The organism is Candidatus Oscillochloris fontis (assembly GCF_004138135.1).
GTDB classification, from domain to species: domain Bacteria; phylum Chloroflexota; class Chloroflexia; order Chloroflexales; family Chloroflexaceae; genus Oscillochloris; species Oscillochloris fontis.
On the sequence record NZ_RYFD01000006.1, the window covers coordinates 16064 to 30589 of the forward strand.

Sequence of the window (14526 nt, forward strand, 5' to 3'; positions counted from 1 at the left end):
ATTCGTCTGGTTATGCAAAGCAGAAAAGACCATGAAACCACACCAGATCATTGCCGCCTGGAAGGGCGATAAACGCTTCACCCAGATTGCCAGCCGGGCTGCTGCGCTGAAGAAGGCAGGCCAGTCGGTAGCGGCGATTCAGGCCGCGATCACGCATGAGTTTGGGACACCCGCCACCCGGCTGCGCCTACAGCCCACCCCGGCTCGCTACACCGTCTTCGGGACAATTGGCAAAACCAATCTTCCCGGAAGCGAGGCCGACATTGAGCCGGGGGCTATCGAACAACTCCAACTCGCCCTGCGCCTCCCCATCGCCGATCAGGGGGCGCTTATGCCCGACGCTCACCCCGGCTATGCGCTGCCCATCGGTGGGGTCTTCCGCGCCCACCGCGCCGTCTGCCCGGCCATGGTCGGGGTAGACATCGCCTGCCGTATGATGCTCTCGATTTTTGCGCTTGAACCAGAGGAGTTTGTGCGCCAACGCGCCGCATTCTTCAGCATCCTCAAGAGCGTCACCACCTTTGGTGCGGGTGCCGAGCGCAGCTATTCGGCGGATCATGCTGTCCTTGACGACCCACGGTGGGGGAACACCAGCCAACTGCGCGGGTTGCGTGCTCGTGCGGCGGCCCAACTAGGAACATCGGGGAGTGGCAACCACTTTGCCGAACTTGTCGTCGGTGAACGGCTCCAGGATCTCATCCCCGGTGCCCCAGCCTACTTCGCCGGTCTCCTCACCCATAGTGGCTCACGCGGGGTTGGCTACGCGGTCGCCAACCACTATATGCGCGTGGCTGCCCAAGAAACCAAGCAGATCGCCGATGTCCCGCGCTTCTATGAGTGGCTCGATCTTGAGCGCGAGGCGGGTCAGGAGTATTGGAACGCGATGGAGTTGTGTGGAGCCTATGCCAGCGCCAATCACCACGTCATCCACAATCTCTTTGCGCGCCGGGCGCGCCTGCGCGTCGTCGCTCAGGTTGAAAACCACCACAACTTTGCATGGCGCGAGGGCGACATGGTGATCCACCGCAAAGGAGCGACCCCCGCTGCAGCCGGGGTTCTCGGTATCATACCGGGGAGTATGGCCAGCCCCTCGTATGTGGTGGTCGGGACAGGCAACCCGGAGTCCCTCAACAGTACCTCGCATGGTGCCGGGCGGCGCGGGTCACGCAGTTGGGCCAAGCAGACGATCAACATCGGCGCAGTGCGACGTATGTTGGCCGAACAGGATGTGTTGGTGGAAGGGCTTTCCGCCGACGAATCACCACTGGCCTACAAAGAGATCGAGCGGGTGATCCAGATCCAGGAACAGGCTGGGCTACTCGAACGAGTAGCGCGGATGCGCCCCATCGCGGTGCTGATGGCCGGAGATTCTGGGGAGGATTAACGTACCCCCCCAAACTGCACCCCTACCCCACGCTGATCACCCTGCTGCGGATCTTCAGCGGCGGGTACCCAGGCTTGATTGGTGATGTGGAGCAGCACTGTCCCACTGGTGGCGGGCGGCAAGCGCGCCGGATCAAGCTGGATCGGGTAGTCGGTGGGTGTGGCCGCGACGCTAACACACCCCAACTCCACCGCCGCCGCAACCCCATCCTCCACCTGGGCGCTGAAACAGACCGTGGCTGGCCCTAGGTGCGCTGGGCGTTTCCCGGCTGCCAGGTTGACCCAGATCGTCTGCGGGGTGGCCCCCAACGGCCATGCGAGCCGCAGCGTGGCCGCACCATTCGTCCATGCATACGGGCTGCCATCGGCACGCACTTCGGGGAGGTGCAAGCCGCTCACTTGGGCCGCAAAGTCCTGCGGTGTGATCGGCAGTTCGAGGCTGGCCAAGCTGCCTGCTGCTCCCGGCTCCAAGCGGTAGATCTGGAACGGCAGGCGCAGGTGTGCCACATTGCGCGGCTTCTGATTGGTCAGTTGTTCAAATTCGGGGAGATCGATCTGCACATGCCCCACCGGCTCCAGACGATAGCCCGGCAAGGCAAAGTTGGCCCCGCTCGCACTCAGCACGAGATAGACCGGATGGCCCGCGCTACGCCACACGTCAACCTGAGCCGCCAGCGCATCAGCATAATTACCGGGGCGGCTACTCTTCACCGTAAAGGCATCGAGGCCAAAAGCGTAGCGTAACGGGGTCGCCAACATATCCGGCACATCCCGCGCCTGGGAGTAGATCGGTGCGCCACCGCGTAGCAACAACACATCCTGGCCCGGTGTGAACTGCTGCGCCACCGCCGTAATCTGGCCGACCGCCCCCGCATACTCGGTGTGGCGGTAGATCGGTTGGTTGGTGAACAGCAAAAAGAGGATCTGGAGACCCGCCAAACCACCAGCCAGAGTGCGCCCGATCCAGTGCCAGTGCTGGCTCAACGCAACAATCGCATAGCCCATTCCCAAACAGAAGGCCGGATAGGCCACCGGCACAAAGCGGCGCAAGATGTAGATATAGTGCTGATCCGAAGTGCCGTAGGTCTGACGCACATAGAAGAACGTACCAATAAAGGCCACCATCAGAAAGAGCCAACTCGCCCGTGTCAGGCCACGCCGCCACCAGAGCGCATAGCCGGTGATGCCCAGGATCACGCCGAGCGGCGAGAGATACCAGCCGACCCGCACCAGATTGGCCAGCGGGATCATGTACTTATCGTTGATCGGCGCAGGCGCGGAGGTGAGCGTCGCCGGATCAACCGTGAGCCGTTGCCACCAACTCATCTCGGCATATTCGTTGTACCAAAGACTCACCGGCAGGCGGATGGGGGCACCCACATAGCCTTGGAGCCGCAGCCAATTGAGGCTCTGCGCACTAAACGGGCCGTGCCAGGGGCCACGCTCAGTGGCCAGCCGCTCGCGCTGGGCTGCGGTCGCGGCCTGATCGGGTTGCGCGAACCAAAACGGCCCCGGCTGCATCACCACCCCAGCCATAGTACGCGCCTCATCCTGACTCATCCAGCCCGCCCGCACATCAGCCGCGACCAACGCCGGATCACGACGCAACGGATCGCCCCAGCCGCCACGGGTGTTGAAGAGCAGATCGCTATCCAGAATCGCGGGGCGCAGGAGGTAGGCATAGGCGGCGAGGAGCAGAATGGCGGCGCTCACCCCGCGCAGCAGCAGAGTATGCCGATCCAGCAGCAGCGCTTCGAGGCGGCGCAACAGATCAGTACGCCAGCGGAGGAGCAAGAGCATTCCCACACCCCCCACCAGCATGAGCACCTCCAACCCAATCCGGCGCGGACTAGCCAAGCCACTCCCCTTAGCCGTCAAATAGACCTCGCGCAATTCAGGGGTGAGGAAGGGCAGACTCAAGAACCCGATCACAGCCCACTCGCGCAGCCGGTCGTAGCCGGTATCGAAGAGATAGGCGCGGGCGATAAAGCCAATATGCAAGCCAGCGTGGAGCAACATCGCACCCAACCCCAGGCTGATGAGAATCTGAGTGCGCCCCCAGCGCCGACTGAGCCAGCAGTAGAGCAGGTAGGCCAGCACCGGCCCCAGCAAGAAGAAATCGAGCCGTGCCAGCGCGACTTGGCCAATCGCGATCCCCGCCAGCAGGGGCGAGAGGCGATCCGTCGCCGCGTCATCAGTTTCTGCCTTCGCAAAAAAATAGAGCCCGGCCCAGATCAAGAATTGGGCAGTCGTCTCGGCGGTCGAGTAACGCCCAAACCAGACCTGCACCCCATTGATGACCAGGAAGAGGAAGGCCAGTGCGCCCACCCATGGGCCAGCCAAGCGACGACCGAGCATCGCCATGCTCCAAGCCCCCAACAACCCCAGCAGACCGGGGGCAAAGAGGCCCAGGGTTGGCCCACCCAACGCCGCGAGCAAGCCGATCCATGCCGGGAAGAGGTGAAGCCCCTGTGGCACCACCCGCCCCTGGGCCGCCTCGCCCTCATACACAAAGAAGCCCGCCGCCCGCAAGCGGGTAGCAATATAGCGATCCTTGGGCTGGCTGATCAGAAAGTTCGAGAATGCCTGCTGGGCTGGCCCGGCAATCACGGGATCAGGATCGGTCAGGTTACGGCCAATCTCGGCCACAAGCGGATCATACTGCACCAGCGAGCCAGTACGTGCAATCGCCAACCCCGTATTGGCATACACCCCCGCATCGCGCACCCCCAGAATCACCTCGAAGGGGCGGGCGAGCAGAATCAAACCCAGGAGGCCAATCAGTGCGAAGGCGAGCAATTCCCATACGTGTTGCCCATGGGGGTAAACGGGTTTCCCGTTCCTACGTAAATCCTTTGTTTGACGCAAAGGCGCGAAGACGCAGAGATTATAGAAATTGAGGTTGGACAATCTATGAAAGACATTGCGTATCTGCGTCTTTGCGTCAAAATCTGGGGGCTGACGAGGGCTGCGCCACCACCACAACCCCACCACAACCACCAAAGTGATCATCACGTGCAACCAGAGCGAAAAGACGCCCACCTCGGCCAACACCAGCGCCAACCAGCCACTCCACAATGCCGAGATGGTCACACGTTCATAGTGGCGTTCTAAGAGATCGGGAACAACAGCGTGCATCGCCCGCGCAACCACCCATCCCGGTAGGTAGAACATCAGCGGCACAGCGAGAGTAATGATCACAAGCGTGAGTAACATAGCCTATTTCTATCTTTAATCATGTTGGCGGCTTCGCCGCCAACACATGATAGGGGCGAAGCATCGCTCGCCAACCTCGTTCAGGTTCCCCTGCTCCATGGCGGGCGATGCTTCGCCCTTACGGGATGATCAGGGCACCCGGCGATGATGGGAGTTCCTTGCCCCAAGTGTGAACGGTTACCGGGATGTAATGTAATGGTTATATTGGCGTTAATATACTATAATATACCCAACGTCACCGCCGACTATGCCTCCTTGGCCCTAGAGTAGAGTCATGTATATCTGGAAATCGTTAAGTCTGAAGCTGATCCTCGCCTTCCTCCTTGTCGCGGGCGGTTCAATTGCCGTTGTCAGCCTCATCCAATCCCAGCAGGTCGCCAGCGCACTCCTGGCTGACACCGGGCATCTTCTCCATACCAGTGCCGTCGCTGAGGCGCGGTTGATCGGAAGCAGCATTGATGGCCAAATCATGCGACTGTATGATATTTCGATTGATGAATTATTGGCCAAAGAAGTAACCGCCCAGGAATCCCAATACCCCAATAATAATACCGAGGTGCTCCGCCAGATCGAGGCCGCAGACACCCGCTGGCGCACTGCCCACGCCAACGACCCACTTGTCGTTCGGGTTCTCGATAGCCCACTTGCCGATCACTTTCGCTCCCATGTACGCACTGATTACAATATGGTCGAGTTGATGTTCACCGACCGCTACGGTGCCCTCATTACCGCCAATGTACGTACCAGTGACTATTACCAAGCTGATGAAGAGTGGTGGCAGCAAGCGGCGAAAAACAAGATCTATGTAAGTAACCCCAATTTGGATCAGAGCAGTGGTGCTTTTAGCATCATTATTGCAATAGCCGTCTATCACCCTGATACGGGTGCCTTCTTGGGCGTGCTCCGTTCTACCTATAGTACCGATACATTTACCAAACAATTAGGTGAAAGTCGCTTTAGTAAGGATGCCCGCGCAAATCTTCTCATCAATAATGCCATTATTGAACCCGACGGTCATCGCTATATCGAACTTACCCCCGCAGATCAAGAGACTGTTCGGCAGGCCCAAGCGGTTGAATACCTTCTCACCTCTTACGATGGCCAGCCACGATTGATAACGATAGCACCCGTTATTATTAAGAATCACCGTGTCACTCTTGATTGGACAGTCATCCTCTCCCAAGATAGCACCGAAGCCCTCGCGCCCGTCCTCAATGCCCAGATTAGTGCCTTCATCACTGCACTCATTGTGCTCGCTGCCGCAGCAGTGCTCGCAACCGCCGGGGCTGAACTGCTCATTAGTCCGATCCGTCGTATCACAAATATCGCCGAGCAGATCGCCGCTGGTGATCTGAACCAACGGGTGGGCCGCTATACCGATGATGAGATCGGACGGATGGCGCGCAGCTTTGATAGGATGTCCGAAGCCCTGCAAGAGCGTATCCATGCTGAAGAGATCGCCCAAGTCGAACGTATCAAGATGCAAGATGAGATGATTGAGTCCCAGGATCGCCGCATTGAGGAGTTGACCGCCCCCGCCATTCCACTCGGTCACGGTATTCTCTTGCTGCCCCTGATCGGCTCGATTGACCAGCGCCGCGCTGAACGTGTATTCCAGACGATTTTGGCCGATGTACACGCCCGCCGCGCTAACAAACTGATCCTCGATATGAGTGGCATGCGCAGTGTTGATCGTGAGGTGATGAGTATCCTCCTTCGTGCCGCTGCCGGTGTCAGTCTGCTTGGCGCACGGGTAATCTTTGTTGGTATTCGGAGCCAAATCGCTCAGACTCTGGTTGATCTGGAGGTCAATCTGAGCGAGATGACGATCTATGCCAGCCTGCATGATGCGCTGGATGCGGAGCGCTAGGTTTTAACCAATCAAGATCTGCTCTTCAGGATAACTCACCAATTGGGTTCGTCCGGGTTGTGCCAGTGCGATAACTATCGTTAAGGCTCCCAGGCGGCCCCAAAACATCACCAAGGCGATCACGATCTGGCCAAACAGATTGAGTTCGCTCGTGAAGTTGAGAGTCAGGCCACAGGTGGCAAAGGCCGAAACCACCTCAAAGACAGCCACATCCAAGGTTGCCTCTTTGTGGGTAATCAGAATCAGCCACGTGGAGAGCAATACCACAAAGAGCGAGATCGTCAATACTGCCGCTGCCCGCCGTGCAGTACCCGTCGCTAATGAGCGCCCCGCAAACTGCGGGGTGGGTAGCCCACGTGCAAAACCCCAGAGCGAAATGGTCAGGATGGCGAAGGTACCAGTCGTAATCCCCCCCCCCATTGATGCTGGCGGGCAACCAATGAACATCAGGGTGATCATCAACAACTTGCTCGGTGGGGTCAGATCAGAAAAATCGGCGATCCCAGCAAATCCGGCAGTACGCGACGAGATGGACTGAAACAGCGTGATCAAGAGTTGCCGACTCACCGGCTCATCGCGCAGTGCCCCCACATCCAATCGCCGCTCGGCCACAAAAAATCCCACCATCCCACTGATCACCAAAAAACTCACCACGATGAGGGTAAGACGTGTATGCAGCGAGAGCCGATGATCGCGATAGTAGGTCAAAACATCGGCAATCACCGGGATACCTAAGCCACCAATAAAGATCAGGCTGCCTAAGATGATCAGCGAGAAGTTATCGCGGGGAATACCATCGGGGAAGCCGGGCGTGCCACTGAAGAGATCAAACCCGGCATTGCAGAAGGCCGAAACCGCATGAAAGATGGCGAAGAAGGCGGCTTGTTCGATACTTAAACGTGCATCCTGCCGCCAATGCAGAAAGAGCAAGAGTGCGCCAAGCCCCTCGATAATCCCCACCGTCACCAATACGCGCCGGGTGAGGCTGACAATCGCGCCGGGGACTAACAGGCCCAGCGAATCGCTCAGGGTGAGCCGATCTACCAGCGAAACCTTTCGCCCCAATAGGCGCAGAATCACGACCGCCACCACCATAAAGCCCACTCCGCCGATCTGGATCAGGGTTAGCAAGACGATCTGACCAAATGGAGAGAGTGCTGTTACCGGGGTGATGATTGACAATCCGGTCACGCTCAGTGCTGAAGTGGCTGTGAAGAGCGCCTCGTTCCAGGCCAGTGGCTGGTCACTGGCCGAGATCGGCAACATCAAGATGAGCGTCCCTAGAATAACTAAGATGGCAAGACCAAAGACAAGACGTAGAGCCGGCGGAATTGGGCGGTGTGAGGGGGTGAGCCGCTGAATCGGAATCATACTACTGCGTCTGGAGAAGAATTGCATTATGCTTGACCGCAGAATGTATGAATACTATCGTCGGAGCCAATGACGAGCATTTGATCTTCGGCGTTGAAGATGAGATCCGCTGGGGGAGTAACGATCAGGTGCTGGCCACGCCGTACCGCTAAGACGTTGATTCCATACAAGCGTCGTAGATCGCTCTTGGCCAACGACTGGCCCACGAAACGACGCGGTACCCGCACTTCGGCCACACTGAAGCCAGGGCCAAGATCGAGATGATCGAGCACCAACGGGTCGGCGAGGCGTACCGCCAGCCGCATACCGGCTTCGTGTTCGGGTAGTACCACCTGATCCGCGCCGACCTTCAACAAGATATGTTGCTGACGCTCGTTCAGTGCCTTGCACACCACCCGCCGCACCCCCAAACTCTTCAAGGCCACGGTGGTCAGCAGGTTATTCTCGAAGTGCGCCCCAATCGCAACCACCACCGTATCGAAGGAACGAATATCAACCGCTCGCAACGCTTCCTCGCTGGTCGTATCCATGGAGATAATCTGGGTCATGCGGTCGGAGAGACGCTGCACAATCTCTGGGTCACGATCAATTCCTAGTACAATATAACCCCGATTGATCAGACTAAGCGCCACACTACTGCCAAAACGGCCTAGTCCGATCACGGCAAATTCGGGTTTGCCTGCCTTACGTGCCATACAGCCTCTTCTGAGAGCGGGGACATAGCCCCATACGTATTCAATTTCGGAGCCTGCGGCTCCCGTAAAAACCTCGCTTGTTGGGGTGTTTTTTGGCGGCTTCGCCGCCAAAAAACACCCCAACAAGCTCTTTTCTGGGCTGCGCTCCATACGGATTTTTTAAGGCAGCCGCCTTAAAAAATCCGTATGGGGCGCAGCCCCAAAGCTCCACTATTCTACATCACATGCCTATGCTACAATGCGTTCTATGAGAGATCTATTTCGTCTTATTGACACCCATACCCATATCACAGGGCATCAATTCGATCATGATCGTGCGCATGTTCTCCAGCGTGCCCACGAAGCTGGCGTTGCACGTATTATTGAGATCGGCTACGATCTCCCCACTTCATATGCCGCTGTCGCCGTCGCCGAAGCCCACCCGCATATCTTCGCCGTGGTGGGACTGCAACCCAACCATATCCACGAAACCGATGAAGGTTGGTTGGAGGAGGTACGCACCCTTGCGAACCACCCCAAGGTGGTGGCGATTGGTGAGATTGGCCTTGACTACCACTGGATGAAGGTAGCCCCAGAGGTGCAAGAGACGGTCTTTCGTACCCAGATCGATCTGGCACGCCAACTGGGGCTACCGGTGGTTATCCACAGCCGCGAGGCGCACGCCGATACGTTGCGTATCCTCAACGATGCGGCACGTGGTGTGCCGGGGGTCATGCACTCCTTTTCCGGCGATTGGGCATTTGCCCAGGCATGCCTGGAGATTGATTTTATGCTCTCGCTCTCCGGGCCGCTCACCTTCAGCAAAGCCCACGAACTTCACGAGGTCGTCCGCCGCGCCCCCGCCACGATGCTCCTCACTGAGACCGATAGCCCCTACCTGACTCCGCATCCGCATCGGGGGAAGCGCAACGAACCCGCCTATGTGCGCTTCGTCGCCGAGCAGATGGCGCAGTTGCGCGGAGTTACGCTCGAAGAGATGGCGGAGCAGGTGTGGGCAAATGCCGAGCGCGTGTTTGGGTTTGGGTAGACGTGACGATTCATACTTCTGTTAGCATCCAGGTTTTGACGCAAAGACGCTAAGGCGCAAAGCCTTCAAGATAGACCCCAATCAAAACCTTTGCGCCTTGGCGTCAATCTCTCCAAAGTAGGCCACCAGTATTATGGCCAAGCCTCTCGGCTCCCAACTGAGCGAACTGGTACCAGGGGTGAGTCTGGCACTCATCATGTGCGGGGCGGTCATCCACAGTCTCGCCATCTCCGGTTGGGCACCGGGGCTGGCGGTACTGGTACCGATGAGTCTGCCGGGGTTTCTCGTCGGGGTAATCTTCGCCCGCATCCGCTGGATGCCCGGTTGGGTCGCCCACCTGCTCAGTATCCCGCTGGGCCTCGTCTGGGCCATCCACCTGCTCGGCGATCAGATGAGTCCCGCACTGCACACCTGGCGCGATCAGGCGGTGGAGTTGTTCATCCGTACCCTGATCTGGGCGCGGGTGATGATCGCGGGCGGACGTGGCGAGGATCTGTTGCTCTTTGTCACGGTGCTCTGTCTCCTCGGTTGGGCACTGCTCTATGATTCGGCATGGCAACTCTTTCGCTATCGGCGTACCTGGCGCACGATCATTGTTAATGCGCTGGTGTTGCTGATCAACTACACCTATGTGTTGCCCAAACCCGATCTGCCCTTCTTCATCTTTCTCGCATCTGCCCTGCTGCTGCTCGTTCACCAACACATCATCCAACGCCAAGCCGTCTGGGATGCCCAGCAGATGGAGTATCCCGATCTACTCCCGCTGCGCTTCCTCTGGTCGGCAATGCTGGTGTGCGGCATCTTGATTACCGGCACCGCGCTCTTGCCAGGGAATATTAGTGTGGATCGCGCCACCCAAACCTGGGAGGCGCTGCGCCGCCCCTTTACCGTCGCACGCGAACGTTGGGAGGATGCCTTCTCGACGCTGAGCGCCCCGCCCGGTGCCGGCAGTGGAGCCTTTGCCGCCCGCAATGCCCAACTCGGCGGGGCGCGCCAACTCAATGATGGGCTGGTGATGACGGTGCGCGCTACCGCCTTCGACTATTGGCGCGGCGTGGCCTTCGATAAGTATAGCGACGGACGTTGGCAGAATACGACCGGCGAACAGGCACGTGCCGCCCTGGCCCTCGATACCGCCGAACAGGCGCGCACGAGCATTGCACCGGGTGAGCCGGTGCCCCTCGCGGAGACACGGGGCCGCCAGCGGGTACTGCTCAATTTCACGCTGGTGCAGGATCGCAACGACGATCTGCTCTTTGTCGGTGGGAGTGGCGAGTCCTTCTCGATCCCGGCGCTGCTCGAACATAACTTCCTGCGCGATACCAACCCGCCGACCCCCAACTATGACGACACCGCCCTCGTCGCCACCCCCAATGAACTGCGCTCCGGCACCACCTACACCGTCACTGCGCTGATCTCGCGCATTGATGTGGCCAGCCTGCGCAGCGCAGGCACCGACTACCCCGATTGGGTACGCGAACGCTACCTGCAAATACCCGACACCCTCACCGCACGTACCCGCGAGCAAGCCGCCCAGATCATCGCCGAGGCCGGAGCGCAGAATGCCTACGATCAGGCCATCGCAATTCAGACCTACCTGCGCACCTTCCGCTATAATGAAGCAATCCCTGGCCCGCCCGGCGGTGTTGAGCCGATTGATTGGTTCCTCTTTACCCAACGCGAAGGCTACTGTGACTACTACGCCTCGGCGATGGTGATGATGTTGCGTTCATCGGGGGTGCCCGCACGCTGGGTGCAGGGCTACGCGGGCGGCATCTTCAATGCCGAGAGCGGGGTGTACGAGGTGCGCGAGAACGTGGCCCATAGCTGGCCTGAAGTCTATTTTCCGGGGGTGGGCTGGGAGCGCTTCGAGCCAACTCCGGCCAGTTATGCCGCCGCGCCCTGGCGTCCTCTCACCTCGGTCTTTGGCGCGGATGACGAAGATGGCCCTGGGCCACTGCCGAGTAGCCAACCCGACAATCTCGATCAGCCAGAGGATCTTGATCCTGGTCTCGAAGCATCCCAACCGAGTGGCGCGATGCAAAACACGAATAACCCCACCCCCACGCCACCTAGCCGTGATCTTGGCCCATGGCCACTGCTCATCGCCGGAGTCACCGGCAGCCTGACCCTCTTCGCGCTGCTCATCTACGCCCGTTGGCACTACGAACTGCGTGGTCTCAGCCGCAGCGCGAGTGCCTATGCAGCAATGGAACTACTTGCCGCGTGGGGCGGGAACCCGCAACCCGCGCAACGCACTCCGCAGGAGTATGCCCACCTGCTCAGCGAACTGGTACCCGAACATCGCAACACCATCCAGCAAATTAGCCAAGCGTATCAGGCTGAACGCTACCACCACCGCCGCATGTCCCTGCCCACGCCCGAACAAGAACGCGCCTTGCACAAGACCCTGATCCGTAGAATCTTTGATCGGAGGAGAGGTTGAACATGACCGAGACCGCCCAGCCCGCATTGCTCTGGACGCCATCGCAGTCGTTTCAGGAGACGAGTAACCTGCGTGCCTATATGAATTGGCTCGCCGCTGGGCGCGGTCCGCAGGTGACAAACTACGCCGATCTTTGGCAGTGGTCGGTTGATCACGTGGAGGATTTTTGGGCCTCGCTGTGGGACTATTTCGCCATTGAGTCACCCACCTCCTACACCTCGGTACTCTCCAGCCATACCATGCCGGGCGCGCGTTGGTTCAGCGGGGCACAGATCAACTATGCCGCCCACGCCTTCCGCCACGCCAGCACCGAGCACCCCGCCCTGCTCTTTCAGTCCGAGTCTGAACCGCTGACGGCAATCAGTTGGGAGGATCTGGCGCGTCAGGTGTCCGCCGTTGCCGCTACCCTGCGTGGCATGGGGGTGGTCGCGGGCGACCGCGTGGTGGCGTATATCGGCAACACCCCCCACGCCCTAATCGCCTTCCTCGCCACCGCCAGCCTCGGCGCGGTCTGGTCGAGTTGCTCACCCGATTTTGGCAGCCCCAGCGTGATTGACCGCTTCACCCAGATTGCACCCAAGGTACTTTTTGCGATTGACGGTTATCAGTATGGCGGCAAGAAGTTTGATCGCCGTAGCGCAGTCGCCGAGATCCAGGCCGCCCTGCCCAGCCTCGAACAGACCATCTTCATTCCCTACCTGGATCGCAACGCCGAACCCACCGGCCTGCGCAACGTGACGCTCTGGGAAACTGCGCTGGCCACCCCCGGCGAACTGAGCTTCACCCCGGTGGCGTTCGATCACCCACTCTGGGTACTCTACTCCTCCGGCACGACCGGGCTACCCAAGCCGATTGTACAGAGCCAGGGCGGGATTCTCCTCCAACACCTCAAAGAGCTACACCTACAACTGAACGTGAAACCGGGCGACCGCTTCTTCTGGTTCTCCACCACCGGCTGGATGATGTGGAACCTGCTGATCAGCACCCTGCTCGTCGGCGGCACCATAGTCTGCTATGACGGCAGCCCCGCCTACCCCGACATGAGCGTGCTATGGCGCTTGGCCGAGGCCAGCGAGATGAGCTTCTTCGGCACCAGCGCGGGCTACATCACCGCCCTGATGAAGACCGAGATCGAACCGGGGCTAGACTACAACCTGAGCAAACTGGTCGGCATCGGCTCAACCGGCTCACCCTTACCGCCGGAGGGCTTCGATTGGCTCTACGATCATGTCAAGCGCGATCTCTGGCTAACCTCAGTCAGCGGCGGTACGGACATATGTGGCTGCTTTGTCGGCGGCGCACCGCTACTGCCCGTCTACAGTGGCGAGATCCAATGCCGCTGCCTGGGGGTCAAAGCCGAAGCCTACGACACCGACGGCAACCCGGTGCAAGGGGTGATGGGCGAACTGGTGATCGAGAAGCCCATGCCCTCCATGCCGATCTACTTCTGGAACGATCCGGGCAACACGCGCTACCGCGAGAGCTACTTTGAACTCTACCCCGGCAAGTGGCGGCATGGCGACTGGATCGTCATCAACGAGCGTGGCGGCGTGGTGATCTACGGGCGCTCCGACAGCACGATCAACCGCCAGGGCATCCGCATGGGCACCAGCGAGATCTACCGCGCCGTCGAGGCAGTGCCGGAGGTACTCGACAGCCTCGTGATTGACCTGGAGGGGCTAGGGGGAGCCTCGTACATGCCGCTCTTTGTCGTGCTACGCCCAGGGCTAGAACTGGATGCAGATCTAACCAAGAAGATCAAAACCGCCATCCGCAGCGCCCTCTCGCCGCGCCACGTCCCCGACGAGATCTTCGCCCTGCCCGACATCCCGCGCACCCTGAGTGGCAAGAAACTGGAGGTGCCGGTAAAGAAGATCCTGATGGGAATGCCCGTTGAGCGCGCCGCCAACCCCGACTCACTCAAAAACCCCGAACTACTATCAATCTTTGTGGAATTGGCGGGGAAGATGCAGGTGTAGGGGCGAAGCATCGCACCCCAACCATGTTGGGATTCATGTAGGGGCGAAGCATCGCCCCCCAACCATGTTGGGATTCATGTAGGGGCGAAGCATCGCCCCCCAACCATGTTGGGGTTTCCCCAGGCCATCTGGGGCGCGATGCTTCGCCCCTACGGGATGACCGGGTATGGTGGGGCATGCGCGGGGCCGGGGGATCATGTTGGGGGTTCCCAGGCCATCTGGGGCGCGATGCTTCGCCCCTACGGGATGACCGGGCATTGCGGGGCAGGGGGATCATGTAGGGGCGAAGCATCGCCCCCCAACCATGTTGGGGTTCCCCAGGCCATCTGGGGCGCGATGCTTCACCCCTACGGAATGACCGGGTATGGTGGGGCATGGCGGGGCCGGGGGATCATGTTGGGGCGAAGCATCGCCCCCCAACCATGTTGGGATTCATGTAGGGGCGAAGCATCGCACCCCAACCATGTTGGGGTTCCCCAGGCCATCTGGGGCGCGATGCTTCGCCCCTACGGGATGACCGGGTATGGTGGGGCATGCAC

9 protein-coding genes are annotated in these 14526 nt (G+C 59.7%); 6 read left to right on the forward strand and 3 right to left on the reverse strand.

Annotation, left to right across the window (positions count from 1 at the left end; translation table 11 throughout):
- Positions 1-31: 31 nt before the first annotated feature.
- Positions 32-1384 carry an RtcB family protein gene (locus tag EKD03_RS04200; protein ID WP_129627908.1) on the forward strand — a complete coding sequence of 451 codons (1353 nt, stop codon included), beginning with the start codon at positions 32-34 and terminating at the stop codon, positions 1382-1384.
- Here the strand turns inward: EKD03_RS04200 and EKD03_RS04205 are convergent.
- Positions 1381-4599 (reverse strand): ArnT family glycosyltransferase, encoded by a 3219-nt coding sequence (locus tag EKD03_RS04205; RefSeq protein WP_129627910.1) that lies wholly within the window; start codon positions 4597-4599, stop codon positions 1381-1383. The genes EKD03_RS04200 and EKD03_RS04205 overlap by 4 nt on opposite strands.
- Before the next feature lie 274 nt (positions 4600-4873).
- Between EKD03_RS04205 and EKD03_RS04210 the strand changes: the two genes are divergently transcribed.
- Positions 4874-6469: a HAMP domain-containing protein gene (locus EKD03_RS04210; protein WP_129627912.1), complete on the forward strand. Its 1596-nt coding sequence runs from the start codon at positions 4874-4876 to the stop codon at positions 6467-6469.
- A 3-nt stretch (positions 6470-6472) separates the two neighbouring features.
- Here the strand turns inward: EKD03_RS04210 and EKD03_RS04215 are convergent, their stop codons facing one another.
- On the reverse strand, positions 6473-7840 hold the full coding sequence (locus tag EKD03_RS04215; RefSeq protein WP_238613380.1) for a TrkH family potassium uptake protein: 1368 nt from the start codon (positions 7838-7840) through the stop codon (positions 6473-6475).
- Between the two features lie 26 nt (positions 7841-7866).
- Positions 7867-8535, reverse strand: coding sequence for a potassium channel family protein (locus EKD03_RS04220; RefSeq protein WP_129627916.1), 669 nt, complete (start codon positions 8533-8535; stop codon positions 7867-7869).
- Between the two features lie 247 nt (positions 8536-8782).
- Between EKD03_RS04220 and EKD03_RS04225 the strand changes: the two genes are divergently transcribed.
- The 4 genes from EKD03_RS04225 to EKD03_RS18750 all read left to right on the forward strand — a co-directional run.
- The gene (locus EKD03_RS04225; RefSeq protein WP_238613381.1) at positions 8783-9562 is read left to right on the forward strand and encodes a TatD family hydrolase; all 780 of its coding nucleotides are present in this window, start codon (positions 8783-8785) and stop codon (positions 9560-9562) included.
- A 133-nt stretch (positions 9563-9695) separates the two neighbouring features.
- Positions 9696-12008 carry a DUF4129 domain-containing transglutaminase family protein gene (locus tag EKD03_RS04230; protein WP_129627920.1) on the forward strand — a complete coding sequence of 771 codons (2313 nt, stop codon included), beginning with the start codon at positions 9696-9698 and terminating at the stop codon, positions 12006-12008.
- 2 nt (positions 12009-12010) lie between these two features.
- Positions 12011-13987, forward strand: a complete 1977-nt coding sequence (locus tag EKD03_RS04235) for an acetoacetate--CoA ligase (RefSeq protein WP_129627922.1) — start codon at positions 12011-12013, stop codon at positions 13985-13987.
- Positions 13988-14323: 336 nt separating this feature from the next.
- On the forward strand, positions 14324-14526 hold a 203-nt coding region (locus EKD03_RS18750), incomplete at its 3' end, for a hypothetical protein (protein WP_238613382.1).